The sequence below is a fragment of the Streptomyces sp. JN8 genome, assembly GCF_055808075.1.
On the sequence record NZ_CM147852.1, the window covers coordinates 4586408 to 4602532 of the forward strand.

General features: G+C 75.5%; 12 protein-coding genes and 1 pseudogene. 7 read left to right on the plus strand and 6 right to left on the minus strand.

Annotated elements, in window-relative coordinates; translation table 11 throughout:
* The first annotated feature begins 815 nt into the window (after positions 1-815).
* Positions 816-1508, plus strand: a complete 693-nt coding sequence (locus ACY0MR_RS20280) for a pyridoxamine 5'-phosphate oxidase family protein (RefSeq protein ID WP_361847718.1) — start codon at positions 816-818, stop codon at positions 1506-1508.
* A gap of 22 nt (positions 1509-1530) precedes the next feature.
* On the opposite strand, the gene ACY0MR_RS20285 is transcribed toward ACY0MR_RS20280, so the two are convergent.
* Together ACY0MR_RS20285 and ACY0MR_RS20290 are read right to left on the minus strand one after the other, a co-directional pair.
* Entirely contained in the window at positions 1531-2400 is an 870-nt protein-coding gene (locus ACY0MR_RS20285; protein WP_473554550.1) for a sigma factor-like helix-turn-helix DNA-binding protein, read from the minus strand.
* A 42-nt stretch (positions 2401-2442) separates the two neighbouring features.
* On the minus strand, positions 2443-2823 hold the full coding sequence (locus ACY0MR_RS20290; protein ID WP_361847712.1) for a DUF6479 family protein: 381 nt from the start codon (positions 2821-2823) through the stop codon (positions 2443-2445).
* A gap of 164 nt (positions 2824-2987) precedes the next feature.
* On the opposite strand from ACY0MR_RS20290, the gene ACY0MR_RS20295 reads away from it, so the two are divergent.
* A complete protein-coding gene (locus ACY0MR_RS20295; protein WP_388801489.1) occupies positions 2988-3497 on the plus strand; it encodes a SigE family RNA polymerase sigma factor in 510 nt (169 codons plus the stop codon).
* Positions 3498-3646: 149 nt separating this feature from the next.
* Positions 3647-4960 (plus strand): hypothetical protein, encoded by a 1314-nt coding sequence (locus ACY0MR_RS20300; protein ID WP_392867563.1) that lies wholly within the window; start codon positions 3647-3649, stop codon positions 4958-4960.
* 114 nt (positions 4961-5074) lie between these two features.
* Here ACY0MR_RS20300 and ACY0MR_RS20305 read toward each other — a convergent pair whose 3' ends face one another.
* Positions 5075-6766 (minus strand): bifunctional 3'-5' exonuclease/DNA polymerase, encoded by a 1692-nt coding sequence (locus tag ACY0MR_RS20305; protein WP_473554554.1) that lies wholly within the window; start codon positions 6764-6766, stop codon positions 5075-5077.
* Positions 6767-7051: 285 nt separating this feature from the next.
* Between ACY0MR_RS20305 and ACY0MR_RS20310 the strand changes: the two genes are divergently transcribed.
* Entirely contained in the window at positions 7052-7645 is a 594-nt protein-coding gene (locus ACY0MR_RS20310) for a GNAT family N-acetyltransferase (RefSeq protein ID WP_392867820.1), read from the plus strand.
* A 123-nt stretch (positions 7646-7768) separates the two neighbouring features.
* Here ACY0MR_RS20310 and ACY0MR_RS20315 read toward each other — a convergent pair whose 3' ends face one another.
* From ACY0MR_RS20315 to ACY0MR_RS20325, 3 genes and pseudogenes are all read right to left on the minus strand, one after another.
* Positions 7769-9922 carry an ABC transporter permease gene (locus ACY0MR_RS20315; RefSeq protein WP_473554557.1) on the minus strand — a complete coding sequence of 718 codons (2154 nt, stop codon included), beginning with the start codon at positions 9920-9922 and terminating at the stop codon, positions 7769-7771.
* 464 nt (positions 9923-10386) lie between these two features.
* Positions 10387-11178: pseudogene (locus ACY0MR_RS20320) on the minus strand (ABC transporter ATP-binding protein); the annotation flags it as partial.
* A 143-nt stretch (positions 11179-11321) separates the two neighbouring features.
* The gene (locus ACY0MR_RS20325; RefSeq protein ID WP_388801472.1) at positions 11322-12143 is read right to left on the minus strand and encodes an NAD(P)H-binding protein; all 822 of its coding nucleotides are present in this window, start codon (positions 12141-12143) and stop codon (positions 11322-11324) included.
* Between the two features lie 83 nt (positions 12144-12226).
* On the opposite strand from ACY0MR_RS20325, the gene ACY0MR_RS20330 reads away from it, so the two are divergent.
* From ACY0MR_RS20330 to ACY0MR_RS20340, 3 genes are all read left to right on the plus strand, one after another.
* Positions 12227-12616 (plus strand): winged helix-turn-helix transcriptional regulator, encoded by a 390-nt coding sequence (locus ACY0MR_RS20330; protein WP_148001339.1) that lies wholly within the window; start codon positions 12227-12229, stop codon positions 12614-12616.
* On the plus strand, positions 12595-13851 hold the full coding sequence (locus ACY0MR_RS20335; protein WP_473554561.1) for a DUF2786 domain-containing protein: 1257 nt from the start codon (positions 12595-12597) through the stop codon (positions 13849-13851). The genes ACY0MR_RS20330 and ACY0MR_RS20335 overlap by 22 nt, the downstream gene beginning before the upstream one ends.
* A gap of 183 nt (positions 13852-14034) precedes the next feature.
* On the plus strand, positions 14035-16104 hold the full coding sequence (locus ACY0MR_RS20340) for an FUSC family protein (protein WP_388801466.1): 2070 nt from the start codon (positions 14035-14037) through the stop codon (positions 16102-16104).
* The last annotated feature ends 21 nt before the right edge of the window (positions 16105-16125 follow it).

Below are 16125 nucleotides of genomic sequence, written 5' to 3' on the forward strand. Positions count from 1 at the left end.
GCACCGCCAGACTCAGGATCAAGCAGAGACGGAGCACAGACACTGGACCCGCGAACAGCGGAGGCTCGCGTGCGCTCAGATAATGCAGTACTACGTCGAGTCGTCCCGATCTGCGGTGCCGTGCTTGGGGGCACTCAGCGACGGCGTGCCGATGCCGGAGGAGCACCATCTCGAAATGGAACGCGCCGGGATGGACCTCATGAGTGCAAGCCGTCAGCTGGAACTCTGGGGACCACCTGAGCTGGTAGAAGCAGGTCATGAGCTGGTCTCACGAGTGCTCTCAGCATTGCTGATGATCAAGAGGGCGGCTGAAGCGGGTGGCCCGGAAGCTGAGCAGGCTGAGGCAAGGTACGAAGCGCTCTTGCTGTCAGAGGCGTACCTGTCTTTCGTGGCCGTTGCCGGAGACGTGCTACGGAATCCGGCGGCCCCGGGACACTAGGTGACACGGGGACACCGGTCTCGGTTGTGGTCTCAGTTCGCGAGGCATCCAAGGAAGTCCACCACTGTCCAGCTTCGGTTACACGACCCTCTGACCTGTGGCGCGATCTTTTTGGCGGACGGTAGTGGACGTCCGCGGAACGAGATCGGACAACTCGTAATGCGTAGGTCTCGGGTTCGAATCCCGAAGGCGGCTCAGATCAAGCCCAGGTCAGACATTGTCTGACCTGGGCTTTCTGGTTGTCGGGGGCCTCGGGGCCTCGGAGGCCTCGGAGGCGTCCGGTGGTCCGACAGGTGGGCGCGGGTGGCGGGGCGTCGGGTCGGGGACGTAGAACTCGGGGAGATCATCCGCGGCGGTCGAGGAACCTGGGGGAAGCATGGGCGGCGGCGAGGACATCGGCGGGGACGGGGTGCTCGGGGTCACCGGGCGGACCCGGTTGCGGCGGATGCGGGAGAAGGGCAGTCACCGGCGGGCCGATCTGGACGCGGTGCTCGCGGCCGGGTTCCTCTGTCATCTCGGGGTGCCCGTGGACGGGACGACGATGGTGGTGCCCACCGCGTACGGCGTCGACGGCGACCGGCTGTACCTGCACGGGTCCGTCGCGAGCCGCAGTCTCGTCCAGGCGCCCGACACCACCGTCTGCGTCACCGTCACCCATGTCGACGGGCTGGTACTGGCCCGTTCCGTCTTCGAGCACGGGGTCAACTACCGCTGCGCGATGATCTACGGCGTCCCCCGTCTCGTGACCGACCCGGACGAGAAGCTGCGCGGCCTGCGGGCGCTCACCGAGCAGAGCTCGCCCGGGCAGTGGGAGTACGCGCGGCAGCCCAGCCGCAAGGAGCTGGCCGCGACGTCCGTGCTCGCGCTCGATCTGACCGAGGCCTCCGTCAAGACCCGCGGCGGGCCGCCGGACGACGGCGACTCCGAGGACGCGGCGCTCGGCCTGTGGGCCGGGGTGCTGCCGGTGGTGACCACCTTCGGCGAGCCGGTCACCGATCCCGTGCTGCCCGCCGACGTCGTCCCGCCCGCTCATGTGGCCTCCCGCGCGGGGCGCGTCCTCGGGGAGTGAGCGCGGGCGGCGCCCGGGGCGTTCAGACGTGGAGCTCCAGGCGGTCCAGGTGGTCCTCGTCCGCCAAGGCGTCGATCGCCGTGATCCGGTCCTCCAGGACGGTGAAGACGAGCACGAGCCGCGGTTCGCCCTCCGCCGGCCACGCCAGTCCCGCCGCCCCGTCCACCAGCGCCTTCCGCGCCGTGCCCGCGAGGGGGCCGACGGCCTCGGCGACGGCCCCGGCGCCGTGGACGGCCGCCGTGCCGGTCCGCTCGGCCTCGGCATCGGCCCGCAGGGCGGCGTCGGGGTCGAGGAGGGCGCGCAGCGCGGCGGTGTCCCCGGCGCGGGCGGCCGTCAGGAACGCCGCGACGGCGGTCCGCTGCCGCGGCGGGTCCGGCTCCGGCATCTCCTCGGCCTCCCGCAGCCGGTAGCGGGCCCGGCCCGCGAGCCTGCGGGCGGCGGCCGGGGTGCGTTCCAGGAGCGGGGCGATCCGCTCGTACGGCACGGAGAACTCGTCGTGCAGGACGAACGCGAGGCGCTCCGGCGGTGTCAGTCCGTCGAGCGCCGTCGGCGGCGGGGGTTCGCCCGGGGCACGGGGGTGGCGCGGTCCGCCCGGCGCCCAGGGATCCCACGGGTCCCAGGGCCGCTCCCGGTGGGACTCGCGCGACCGGAGCCGGTCCAGGCAGCCGCGGGCCAGGACCTCGACGGGGTCGTACGGGGTCGGCACCGGGCCGGGGGCGACCGGGGTGTGGACGTCGGGCCAGGTCCTGCGGACGTCCTCCACCGCCGCGTCCGCCTCCTGGGAGGTGCCGAGGAGGCGGTACGCGACGGCCCGCAGACGGGCCCGGTGCTCCTCGAAGGGAGCTGCGGCGAAGACGTCCCGGGGCGGTGCCGGGGCGGCGCTCTCGTTCACGTTCTCCTCCACGTGCGCGGCCGCGGTCGGACGGACAGGGGGTCAGTCGCCGTGGCCGGTGCCCCCGCTGCCGAAGCCTCCGCTGGAGATCCCGCCCCACTTGCGCTTCTCCTCGCTCGGCGGGTCGGGCGAGGCCTCCGATCCGTCCTTGAGCTGGTACGGCATGAGCCGGTGCTCGCCGTCGGTCAGGGGCATCTCGGTGGGCCTGCGGTACCCGGACGCCTCACCCGGCAGACCGCCGTCCTCCGGCCGGTGGGGCTGGTCCTCCGGCTTGGGCGGGTTGGACTCGCGGTTGCGGACCCGGGTCCCCAGCCAGAACGCCGCGATCAGTACGGCCACGAGGACCAGGCCGCCGATGACCTGGCCGAGGCCCGACTGCCAGACTCCCGCGGCCAGGGTCTGGGCTGCGCTGAGAGTGTTCATACTCCAGCATTACCCCTTTTCTGCCGTTTTGGACGTCCGAGGTGCGCAGGCCCCCGGGATCCCCGGGGAATCCCGCGAGATCCGCTGAAACATTTCCTCCGCCCCGTCGCGTCAATGAGGTGTACGACGGCCGCACCCCGCGGCCGCGAGGGGGAGGGAGGGGCATGAGAAAGTCCCGCGCGGACGGGTTCCTGGAGTTCGCCGCCGCACGCACGGGCCCGCTGTACCGCTCGGCATGCCTGCTGACCAGCGGAGACACCCATCTCGCCGAGGACCTCACCCAGGAGACCCTCGGCAGGATGTACGCCCTGTGGGGCCGCGTCCACCGGATCGGCAACCCGGCCGCGTACGCCCAGACCGTGCTCGTCCGCACGTTCCTCAGCCACCAGCGGCGCCGCTCGGCCACCGAGCGTCCGCTCGGCGAGCTCCCCGACCGCGCCCCCGACGACGGCGGGGACCCGGCGCTCCGGATCGCCCTGCTCGACGCACTGGCCGGACTCGCCCCCAAGGACCGGGCGGTCGTCGTGCTGCGGTACTGGGAGGACCGGAGCATCGAGGAGACCGCCGACGCCCTGCACGTCAGCTCCGCTGCGGTCCGCACCCGATCCGTCCGCGCCCTCACCAAGCTGCGGGAACGACTCGGCGGCAGCATCGCCGAGTTCGCCACCCGCTGAGGCGCGAGCGCCGGCCGGCGACCACCGACCACCGGCCGCCCTCCGCTCCCGCCTCGCCGTCTGCCCCCCGTCCCTTCTCTGCCATCCCGAGCCGGGCACCCCCACCCGCCACGCTTCCCCATCCCCTGACCGGAGACGGTGAGTTCGACATGCCCCAGAACGAAAGCCCCCAGCACGAAAGGTTCGAGGACGCGCTCGGCGCGATCCTGCACCGCACCGGTGACGGCTTCGCCGCCGACGACCGGCGCGAGCTCGTCGAGGGCGGACTGCGGCGCGGCAGGCGCCGGCTGGTCCGCCGCCGGCTCGCGGTGGGCGCGGGGGTCCTCGCGCTCGCGGCCGTCACCGTCGGCGGTGTCTACGGCGGCTCGCTGCTGTCGCCCACCGGCGGCGCCTCCTCCGTGGCCGCGCCCCCCCGGCCCACCTCCAGCGTCGACCCCGTCCCCGGGGAGCAGAAGCCCGCGGAGGCGCGGATCCCGGTCGCGGACATCGCCGCCGTCCTCAAGTCCAACCTCCCGGAAGGGAAGTGGGAGATCGACGGGCTCGACGGCTTCGGCCAGTCCCTCACGGCCGTCTACGACGAGGGCAAGGGCCGGGCCGCCGTCACCGTCGGCCTCTTCCGCGCCGCTCCGGGCGAGGCGGGCGAGGACCAGATCGCCTGCCCGGACGAGGTCGCCGTCCCGTTCGACGACTGCATCGAGGAGACCCTGCAGGGCGGCGCCCGGCTCATGATCCTCCAGGGGTACGAGTACCCCGACAAGCGCGTGGACACCAAGGCCTGGCGCGCGGTCCTGCTCACCCGGGACGGCTTCCTCCTCGACGTCAGCGAGTACAACGCCGCCGCCGAGAAGGGCGCTCCCGTCAGCCGCGAGAACCCGCCCTTCACCCCCGCCCAGCTCAAGGCGCTCGTCACGGCCGACGACTGGGGCCCGCTGACCGCGCAGCTCCCCGCGTACGTGGACAGGTCCGGCGCAGGCGGCCCGGGCAGCGGCGCCGCCAAGGGCGGCACGGACGCACCCCGGCGGCACGTGGAGCCGGAGTCCGGCGCCGTCCAGAGCACCCTGCGTTCCCTCCTGCCCCAGGGGCTGCGGGTCACGGCCGAGGGCGGCGGCGGGGAGTACGCCTACCTGGTCGTCGACGACGGCAAGGGGAAGAGCCTCGTCCAGATCAACGTCCAGCAGGACATGGCGAACGTGGCCGACGACCTCTTCGGCAGCGGCGACGTCACGACCCTGCCCGACGGCCGCCGGGTCAAGCTCACCCAGCAGCCGGGCGAGAAGGGCGGCGAGGGCGTCGTCTGGTGGACCGCCGACACCATGACGCCGGAGGGCTTCCGCGTCGTCGTGTCCGCCTTCAACGCCGGAACGCAGCACGAGGCGGCCACCCGCGCCGAGCCCGCGCTGACGATGGACCAGCTGAAGTCGATCGCGCTCAGCCTCAGGTGGCAGACCCTTCCCATGAAGTGACCGCCGCACCCGGCCCGGGCCCCGCACGCACCCGCGTGCGGGGCCCTTTCGGCGCCCCCCGCGGGCCCTTCCGGCGTCCCCCCGCTGGCGCCTCCGGCGTTCCCCCGCGGGCCCCTACTTGGCGTCCGCGTACCGCTCGACCGTCGCCACCGTGAACGGGAACCGCACCGGGGTGTCGCCGAACGCGATCCGGCCCGCCTCGTCCCCGGCCGCCCGGATCGCCGCCGTGACCGCCTCCGCCTCCTCCGCCGGACAGTGCACGATCACCTCGTCGTGCTGGAAGAAGACCAGCTCCGCCCGCATCCCGGAGAGCGCGCGCCGGAGCGCCGCAAGCATCAGCAGCGCCCAGTCCGCCGCACTGCCCTGCACCACGAAGTTCCGGGTGAAGCGGCCGCGGGCCCGGGCGTTCCCGGAGGCGTACCCCGGGGTGAACTCGGCCTCCTCCACCGCCGGTTCGCCGCCCTCCTGCGGCAGACCCGCCTCCTCGTCGTCCCCCGCGCCCACCGCCCGCGGGCTCGTCCGGCCCAGCCAGGTCCGGACGAGCCGGCCCTCCTCGCCCGCCTTCGCCGCCTCGTCGACGTAGGCCACGGCGCGCGGGAAGCGGCGCCGCAGGGCCGCCAGGTTCTTGAGGCCGTCGCCGCTGGTCTGCCCGTAGATCGCGCCCAGGAGCGCGATCTTGGCGTGGTCGCGGTCGCCGGAGAACGCCCGGTCCGACAGCCGGGTGTACAGGTCGTCGGGATGCCCCGCGACCTCCATCAGGCCCGGGTCCCGGGAGATCGCGGCGAGCACCCGCGGCTCCATCTGGTCGGCGTCGGCCACGACGAGCCGCCAGCCCCCGTCCGCGACCACCGCCCGGCGGATCACCTTCGGGATCTGCAGCGCTCCGCCGCCGTTGGTCGTCCAGCGGCCGCTGACCGTGCCGCCGGGCAGGTACTCCGGCCGGAACCGGCCGTCGCGCACCCAGTCCTGGAGCCACGACCAGCCGTGCGCCGTCCAGATCCGGTACAGCTTCTTGTACGCGATCAGCGGTGCCACCGCCGGGTGGTCGAGCTCTTCGAGCTCCCAGCGGCGGGTCGACCTCACCCGCACCCCGGCCTGCGCGAAGGCCTTCACCACGTCGGCGGGCAGGTCCGGCCGGACCCGGCGCCCGAACGCCGCCGAGACCTCCTCGGCGAGCTCCGCGAGGCGGCGCGGCTCGCCCCCGCCCGCGTACCGCTCGCCGAGCAGCTCGTGCAGCAGGTCCCGGTGCACGTCCGCCCGCCAGGGCAGGCCCGCCCGGTGCATCTCGGCGGCCACCAGCATCCCCGCGGACTCGGCGGCCGTGAGCAGCCGCATCCTGCCGGGGTGCTCCGCCCGGTCGTGCCGGCGCAGCTGCTCGGCGTAGACGGCGAGGAGGCCGTCGAACGGGACGGAGACGACCGGCCGCGGCTCGAAGAGGGAGTCCTGCGATCCGGGCTCGGCGAGCCGCATCGGAGGGTCGGGAGGCACCGGGGCGTCCCGCAGGCGTGCCCAGGCCGCCGCCGCGGAGCGGGGTTCGCCGAGCCGCCCCTCGTGGCCCAGGAGCAGCTGCTCGGCGTCCTCCACGTCGTAGCACCGCTCGACCCGGACGCCGCCGGCCAGCAGCCGCGGGTACACCTCGGCCGTCGACCGCCACACCCAGCGCGCCACGTCGGGCCTGGCCCGGACGGCCGCGACCAGGTCCGGCTCGCGCCGCACGTCCCCGGCGGGCAGCCCGTCCGGGCCGAGGGGCACGAGCAGCGCTCCGTCCCCCTCCGCCTCGGGCGCGATTGCCCACCGCTCGGTCATGGGTGCGAGTCTGGCACCCCCCACTGACAGTCCCTGGCAACGACCGCGCGGCGCGGGCCGGGCGGCGCCGCGCCCGACCCTCAGGCTCGGGGCCCGGCACGCGCGCGCGTGGGTGGGTGCGTGTGGGTGGGCGCGGGGCGGGGGAGGCGGCTCGGTCGGGTCGAGGAGGCGCCCGGGCGTGGGGTGGGTCGGGTGGGGGCGGGCGTAATTCCCGGTGGGAGGCGGGCCGACGGTGGGAGGATCCCTCCGCCGCGCGTGGCGGTCCCGAACCGGAAGGCGACGACGATGTACGCGATATCCCTGGGCGACGACGGCGCGGAGCTGCGGCCGCTCGAACCGTGGCAGGCGGAGGAGTTCCTGGCGCACATGGACCGCGGACGCGCGTTCATCGGCGCGCGCAACGGCCTGCCGGACGTCGTCACCGACCTGGAGTCCAGCCGGGCGTTCCTCCGGCTGTACGCGGAGAAGGCGGCCGCCGACGCGGGCCGCATCCACGGCATCTGGAGCGACGGCACCCTCGTCGGCGCTGTGATCCTGCGGCAGCTCGACACCGCGCGCGGCACGGCCGAGGCGGGCTGCTGGCTGGAGCCGGCGGCGGTCGGCAGGGGCCTGGTGACCCGGGCGGCCCGGACGCTGATCGACTGGGCGATCGAGGTGCGGGGGATCCACCGCGTCGAGTGGGTGGTCTCCTCCGACAACGCGCCGAGCATCGCGGTGGCCCGCCGCCTCGGCATGAGCAGGGACGCGGTCCTGAGGGACAGCCACCCGTACCGGGGCCGCCGCCACGACGAGGAGGTCTGGTCGGTCCTCGCCCCGGAGTGGCGAGCGGCGAAGACCGCGTCCGCGGGGGACGACCCGGGCCGGGACGGCACGGTCTGAGCCGGGGGTCGGGGCGGCCCGCGCCGCACGGCCGGTCCCCGGGGATCCGGGCGTCCCGCAGTGGACGGGGCGGTGACCCGGCTCCGACCCCGGTCACCGCCCCGTCCGTCCCACCATCGCCGCTCAGCGCGTCAGGCGCCACGCGGGGAGGGCCGACGTGGCGACCGCGACCATCGCGCACACGCCCGCCGCCGCGCCGACCGTGCCCCACGGGAGGGCCAGGGCCACCGGGGCGGCGAGGGCGGCGAGGCCCGCTCCCAGGGTGCCGAGGACCAGCGCGGTCACCGCGAGGCCCAGCAGGGTGCCGATCGCCACGGCGAGGGTCGCCTCGCCCGTCACCACCCGCAGGATCTGGGCCCGGGTGGCCCCGGCGAGCCGGAGGGAGGCCAGTTCCCCGCCGCGTACCGAGGTCGCCATCAGCAGGGTGTTGGCGAGGCCGATCACCGTGTAGACGAGGGCGATGCCGAGGACCAGGACCATGCCGAGCCGTGCCTGCGGGCTGCCGTTCGACGGGCGGGCGGCCTCGGCCCACGCGTCGGCCGTCCCGACGCTGCCGCCGCTCGCCTCCAGGGCGCGCACCGTGGCCGTACCGCCGCCGCGCGCGTCGATCCGGTCGGGGACGGAGCCCGGGGCGTTCGCCCGGGTGACGTACGGGCCGTTGTCGCCGGTGCCGAGCGCGAGGACGGCCGCGACCCGGAGCCGTACCGGGCCGGACCCGTCGGCCCGCCAGACCTCGACGGTCTCGCCGACCCGGTGCCTCTCGAACTCCTCGTTGACGATGATCGACCGGTCGTCGAGGTCCCGCGGATCGCCGGCGACCACGGGCAGCCGGGCGAGCGCGGCGAAGGCCGCCGGGTCGCCCACGGCCCGCGCCCCGTACTTCACTACGGCCGCGTCCCCGTCCCGTACGAAGACGGAGGTCGGCCCGGTGGGGGAGACGACGGCCCCGGGGGGCGCCGTCACCGGCCGCAGCGAGGGGCCGGCCGCCACGTACTCCGCGGTCGTCTGCTCGCGCGCCTCGGCGCCCTTCGCGCGCGTGACGCCGCTCGCCGAGCCGAAGAGCGTTCCGGCGAGCGCCACGGTGACGAGGACGGGGGCGGCGACGGCGGCGGTGCGGCGGACCGAGGCGGCGCTGTTCTCCCGCACCAGGGTCCCCACCGCCCCCGGCAGCCGCAGCAGCCGGGCCACCGGGCGGACCAGGAGCGGCGAGAGCAGCGCGATGCCGGTGATCAGGAGCATCGGGAGGGTCGTGTACGTCTTCCGCTTGAGCAGCGAGGACGGGTCCGTGACGTACGTCCAGACGAGGAGGCCGAGACCGGCAAGGAGCAGCCCCGTACCGAGCACGGCCCGGCCCGCGGGCAGGGTGTCGGCGTCGACGTCCGCGGCGCGGAGCGCGGCCGTCGGGCCGACCTTCCCGGCCCGCCGGGACGCGGCGAGCGCCCCCGCCAGGGCGACCGTCACGCCCGTCCAGAACGCGGCGTGGAACGGCCAGACCGGGCCGCCGACCGTGAACCACGCGGGCGCGAGGTCGCCGTCGACGAGGAGCCGGGCGAGCAGCGGCGCACCCGCCGCGCCGAGCGCGCACCCGGCGGCGGAGGCCAGGACGCCGAGCGCCGCGGCCTCGGCGAGCAGGAGCCTGCGGATCTGTCCCGGAGTCGCTCCGGCGGTCCTCAGCAGGCCGAACTCGCGGCGGCGCAGGGCGACGGCGAAGGCGAACGTGGAGGCGACGACGAAGACGGAGACGAAGGCGGTGACGCCTCCGGCGGTGCCGAGGAGGGCGTTGACGCCGACGAGCGCGTCGGCGTCCCGGTCGGGGTCGTGGTCGGCGCGTCGCCGTTCGTCGCCGGTGAGGACCTGGGCACGATCTCCGACGAGGGCCCTGACCTCGGCGGCCGGGGCGTCGACGCCTACGGCGTCGGGCGCACCGGTGCGGTCGGTGGGGGCGGGGTCGGAGGGGTTCCGGTCGCCGGTGGTGACGGTCCAGCGGGCCCGCAGCTCGCGCAGCAGTTCTCCGTCCACAGGCTGTGGACGGTCGAGCCGCTGTGCCACGGACGCCGTGCCGGGCCCGCGGCGCACGTCGAGCGTCAGCCGGTCCTGACCCTGGACGACGACGGGCGAGGAGGCGAACCGCTGCGGAGGGCGCTCGGGCGCGTGGAAGGTCGCGGACAGCCCGAGGCCCATGGTGGCGAGCAGACCGACGCCGAGGGCGAGGGCGACGAACCCGCCGAGGAAGGAGGCCCAGCGGGCGCGGAGGCCGGAGAGGACGACGGTCAGCACGCGACACCCCCGGCGGTGGCGGTGGCGGTGCTTCCGGCGGGGGTGGCGGCAGCGGCGTCGGTCGTGGCGCTTCCGGTGGTGGTGGTGGCAGGGGGGGTGCTTCCGGTGGTGGCAGTGGCAGGGGGGGTGCTTCCGGCTGGGGTGGCGGCGGCGGGGGTGGCGCTTCCGGCGCCGTCGGCGCGGCCCGGTGCCGGATGCCCGAGGAGTGCCGGATGCCCGAGGGGTGTGGGATGCCCGAGGGGTGTGGGATGCCCGGCCGGTGCCGGATCCCCGAAGGGTGCCGGATCCCAGGCCGGTGCCGGCCCGCCCGGTCTCGGACCCATGAACGGTCCGGGACCCACGAACGGTCCGGGACCCACGAACGGTGCCGGGCCCCCGCCCGGTTCCCGACCCTCGCCGGGTCCCCGACCCTCGCCCTGTTCGCAACCCTCGCCCGGTTCCCGACCCTCGCCCGGTCCCGGACCCACGAGCGGTTCCCGACCGCCGCCCGGCGCGGTCGTCTCCAGCGCGGTCATCCGCGCCGCGACCGTCTCGACCGTGGGCCCCGGCAGCTCGCCCGCCACCCGCCCGTCGACCAGGAAGACCACACGGTCGGCGCGGGCCGCCGCCACCGGGTCGTGGGTGACCATGACGATCGTCTGCCCGTCCCGGTCGACCAGTTCCCGCAGCATGTCGAGCACCTCGCGGCTCGTCGTGGAGTCGAGCGCGCCGGTCGGCTCGTCGCCGAAGAGGACCGCCGGCCGGGTGATCAACGCCCGCGCGATCGCCACCCGTTGCTGCTGTCCGCCCGACAACTCGCCCGGCCTGCGGCGCTCCCGCCCCGCGAGCCCCACGCGAGCCAGCGCCTCCCGCACCTCCGCACGGGCCGGGCTGCGGCCCGCGAGCCGGAGGGGCAGGGCGACGTTCTGTGCGGCGGTGAGGGCGGGCAGCAGGTTGAAGGACTGGAAGACGAAGCCGATCCGGTCGCGCCGCAGCAGGGTCAGCCGCCGCTCGCTCAGTCCTTCGAGCGCGACCCCGCCGACCTCCACCCGCCCGGACGTCGGCCGGTCGAGCCCGGCCGCGCACTGGAGCAGGGTGGACTTGCCGGAGCCCGAGGGGCCCATGACGGCGGTGAAGGTCCCGGCGCGGAAGTCGAGGTCGACGCCGTCCAGGGCCCGGACGTCCCGGTGGTGGCGGGTGAGTCGGCGGAGTCGTACGGCGATGGTGGGGGCCGGCGTGACGGGCGTGGTGGGAGCGTTCGGGAGCGTCGAGGTCATGGCTCCAGCGAACCGTTTCCGCGTCCGCCGATCACGACCACTGCCGGGTGTCCCGGGGGTATGCCTGGCCCTACCCCCGTCCTTCGAGTGGGCGCTGTACGCCCACGTCACCCCCGGCGACCCCGTCTCTCCACGGGCCGGGATCAGCCCTCCGCCCGCACCGCCTTCACGAACACGTCCAGCGCGTCGAGCGGTTCGCGTCCGCCCAGGAGGGCGCGCAGGTCGCTCTTCACCCCCGTGCCGTCCAGGAAGCCGTGGGCGATCGCCGAGTACGTGCTCGCCAGCATCGGCACCTGGAACGGCGCCGCACCGGACGCGGCGAGCGCGGCGCGGGCGTCGGCGAGGGTGCCGGGGGCGTACACCGCGCCCAGGGCCGCCGCGAGGTCGTCGCCGCCGAGGGCGCGCGCGCCGACCAGCTCGTACACCCGGTTCCGGTGGGCGGCCGGGTCCGTCGCGACCGAGACGGCGATGTCGGCGAGGTCCGCGCGGGCGACGGCGGCGAGGCGGCCGCGACCCAGCGGGCCGGTGATCCGGTTCTCCGCGTCGGGCGAGGCGATCCAGGCCAGGAGCTCGGCGTAGAGGCCGTTGCGGAGGATCGTCCAGTCGAGGACGGGGGAGTTCCGCAGCCGCCGCTCGGTCCACCGGTGGGCGAGCGCGTACGTGAGGTGGTCGCCGTCGCCGGAGAGGCTGGTGTAGACGACGTGGCGGACGCCCGCGGCCTCCGCGGCCGACAGCGCCGCCTCGTGGCGGGCCACGACCGTGTCGTCCTCGCCGTAGCCCGCGGAGACGAGCAGCAGCGTCTCCACGCCGGAGAAGGCCTCCGGCAGCGTCCCGGGCGCGTCGAAGTCGAGGAGGCGGGTGCCGGGAAGCCCGGCGCGCGTGCCGAGGACGACGTCCGGTCGGCCCGCGAGCCGGTCGGCCACGAGTGAGCCGAGGGCTCCGGAGACACCGGTGACGAGCAGCATGCTTCCCCCTGGGAACGTGGTGAGGACGTGGTGGCTGAGACCATCGTGGTGGGACGGGGCGGATCGCGTAAGGAGGCACATCGATGTCCGAGGGGCACACGGAGGTAACCACGGAACCCCTGGTGAGCTGCGCGGAGGACTGCGGGGTGCGGGACGTCCAGGACCGGCTCGGCGACAAGTGGACCGTGCACGTGGTCGTCGAACTCGCCGCGGGGCCGCGGCGGTTCAGGGAGCTCCAGCGGCTCGTCACCGGGATCTCGCAGCGGATGCTGACCCTCACCCTGCGCCGGCTCGAACGCGACGGCCTCGTCTCGCGGACGGTGTACCCGACCACGCCTCCGCAGGTCGAGTACGCCCTGACGGAGACCGGGCACAGCATGACCCACCTGATCAAGCAGCTCGTCGACTGGTCGCTCGATCACCGCTCGGTGATCGCCCGGTCGCGCGAGGCATGGGACGCGAGGACGGCGTGAACACCAGCGACACCCGCGGCACCGGCGACGCCGGCGACACCCGCGGCACCGGCGGTACCCGCGGCACCGGCCGCGTCGACGACAGGAGCGACGCCGGCCGTAACGGCGACGCCGGAGGCACGATCGGCAGGGCCTTCGAGGCGCTGTACGCGCACGACGACGCGTCCCTCGACACGGCGGCGTCACTGCTGGCCGCCGACCGGGGCGCCGACGCGGAACTGGCTCGGCGCGGCGAGGAGTTCCTGCGGACCCTCTGGACGCGCGGCTGGCAGCCCGCCGACCTCGTACGGATCGCCCGCCGCGACCTCTCCGACGAGCACCTCCGGTTCCTGAGCGGCCTGGTCCTGGCCGAGACGGCCCGCTACGAGACGCTGCCGCACCGCTGGCGGGCCCAGCTCGACGAGCTGGACGGGACGCCCGGCCGGCCGACGGACCGCTTCTCGTCCGCGACGACGGTCCTGGAGGTATACCGGCTCCTGGTGCGGCTGCCGCGGCTGGACGCGGTCGGCCCGGTGCCGGGGGAGGCGCTGCCGCCGGCGGCGGCCGGAGAACCGCGGATGCTGACCCGGATCCGGGCGCTACTCGCGAAGGCCGAGGCGACGGGGTACCCGGAGGAGGCGGAGGCGCTCACCGCCAAGGCCCAGGAGCTGATGGCCCGGCACAGCCTGGACGAGGCGACACTCGCGGCGGGGGCGCCCTCCCCGGAGACGCCGGGGGCCGTCCGGATCGGGGTGGAGCCGCCGTACGAGCAGGCCAAGGCGATCCTGCTCGACGCGGTGGCGACGGCGAACCACTGCCGGGCCGTGTGGAACGAGGCCTACGGCTTCTCGACGGTGGTCGGCTTCGAGGCCGACCTCGACCCGGTGGAGCTGCTGTACACGTCGCTCCTCGTGCAGGGGACGGCGGCGATGACCAGGGCGGAGGCCGAGCAGCGGGCGGGCGGCCGGAAGCGCACGAAGTCGTTCCGGCAGTCGTTCCTGCTGGCGTACGCGAACCGGCTCGGCGCGCGGCTCGCGGCGACGTCCCGGCGGGTGGCGTCCGAGGCCCCGACCCTGCTGCCCGCGCTCGCCTCCCGGGACCTGGCGGTCACCACCCGCACGGACGAACTCTTCCCGGAGACCCGCGCCACGCGCGTGCGTGCGGCCTGGGACGAGGAGGGCTGGAACCACGGAGCCTCGGCGGCGGACCGGGCGGGCCTCCACCCGGGACGCCGGGGGGTGGAGGGCCGCGACTGAACCGGTCCGGTCCGGTCCGGTCCGTTCCGGGCGGGTCGGACGGGTCGGGAGGGGCCGGGCGCGGCAGGCAGACCGTGGCGGATCCAGTGGGACCCGGTGGGATCCAGTGGGACCCGGGCCCGCGCGGCCCCGTCGCTCGGGCGGAATGCCCGGTTATGACCCGATCGCGGATACGCTCGGGGCATGAGCTGGCTCCGGGCGTTGAGGGAGACCGCCCGCTCCGGGCTCACCGTCGAGCGGCAGCGGCTGGACCCCGTCATCGCCGCCCGCGCCGCCCTCGGTCTCGCCCTCGTCGTGGGCTTCTCGCTCGCCGTCTTCGGGCCGGCCGTCGCCGCCTCCTCCGCCTTCGGCGCCTTCCAGGCGGCCATCGCCACCTTCCAGCGCTCCTGGCGCCCCCGCCCCACGCTCGCCCTGGCCTCCGGCGCCAGCCTTGCCGTGTCGACCTTCCTCGGCTACCTCACCGTCTCCCACGAGCCCCTCTTCCTCGCCCTGCTGATGCTCTGGACGTTCCTCTCGGGGCTCGCCTGGGCCGCAGGCCCCACCGCCGGCATGATCGCCTCCTCCAACGTGGCGATCATGCTGGTGACCGTCACCCTGCCCTCCTCCGTCGCCACCGCCGCCGGCCACGCCGCCATGATCTTCGCCGGCGGCGTGGTCCAGGCGGCCCTGGTCGTCCTGCTCCCCGTCCGCCCCTGGGGCGCCCAGCGCGACGCCCTCGCGGACGCGCTCGCCGCGGAGGCGGACTACGCCCGCCGCCTCCGCCACGACCCGGTCGCCCCGTTCGACCCCCTGCCCCTCATGCACGCCCGCAGCGCGGCCGCCGTGACGCCCGGGCAGGCCCGCCGCCGCCCGGCGGAGCTGCACGGCGCCCGCGGCCTCGCCGAACGCATCCGCCCGGTCCTCGCCTCGCTCGCCGACCCGGCCGTCGGCGTCCCCGAGGAGGGCCCCGCACGCGCGCGCGTGCGGGAGATGCTCGGGGCGACGGGCTCCGTTCTGGACGCCGCCGCGCACGCGATCCGGCACGGCGAGCCGGTCGACCTCCCCGAACCCGCCCTCGCCGCGCTCCACAGCCGCGACACCCTCTCGCTCCTGCACGGGCCGCCGCGCCGCGCCGCGATCCGCCTCGTCGCGCTCCTCGGCGACGTGGTCGACACGGCCGAGCCGAGGACCGAGACCTCGGGACCCGGCGCCACCGCCCGGACCCGCCCCTCCCTGGTCCGCCTCGCGCCGCTCGTCCTGGTGAAGGCACGCGCCGAACTGCGCCGCGACTCCCCGGTCCTGCGCCACGCGATCCGCGTCTCCGCGGTCACGGCCGCCGGCTACCTGCTGGGCGCGGTCCTCCCCCTCGGGCACGGCTACTGGGCGCCGATGGCCTCGGTGATGGTGATGCGCCCGGACTTCTCCCAGACGTACGCGCGCTCGGTGGCCCGGTTCGGCGGCACCCTCGTCGGGGTCGCCCTGGCGACGGCGGTCGTGCAGTCCTCCCACCCGGGCGTGTACCTGTCGGCGGCACTCGCGGTCGTGTGCGCCTTCGGGATGTACCTGTTCATCCGCACGGGATACGCCGCCGGCCAGGTCTTCGTCGCCGCGTACGTCGTCTTCCTGCTCGGCATGGAGGGCGTGGGCATCAGCCAGACCGTGCGGGACCGGGTGACGCTGACCCTGATCGGCGGGCTCCTCGCGATGCTGGCGTACGCCGTCTACCCGGCCTGGGAGACGCCCCGGCTGCGCGGCCGGCTCGCGGACTGGCTGGCCTCGGTCGGCCGGTACGCGGCCGTCGTCGTCGCGCGGTACGCCGACCCGATGGGGCCCGGCAGCCCCGACGTGCGCGAGGCGCTCCTCGACACCCGGGCGGCGCGGGTCGCCTGGCAGGAGGCGGTGGAGCGCGCGACGCACGAGCCGGTGCGGCACCGGGGGCTCTCGCACGCGGCGGCCGAGCAGGCCGACCACGCGCTCGCGGAGTTCGGGCGGGTCGCGATGCTCATGGAGGCGCACCTGCCGGAGCCGGGCGCCCCGCCCGTGCCGGCCGCCGCGACCCTGGCGGAGGCGCTGCGGCACGCGACGGAGCGGGGCGCCAAGCAGGTCCGGGAACGCAGGCCGCCGGAGTGGGACGAACTGCGCGAGACGCTCGACGCCTGGTCCGACGAGGCACCGGACCACTTCCTGCTGCACAAGGGCGCGGTGCTCGTCCTGGAGGCCCTGGACGAGGTCACGACGGCCCTGACCGACTCCACGCGGGCGCGTGCGCGGTAGCCCCGGTCCGCCCCGCCACCC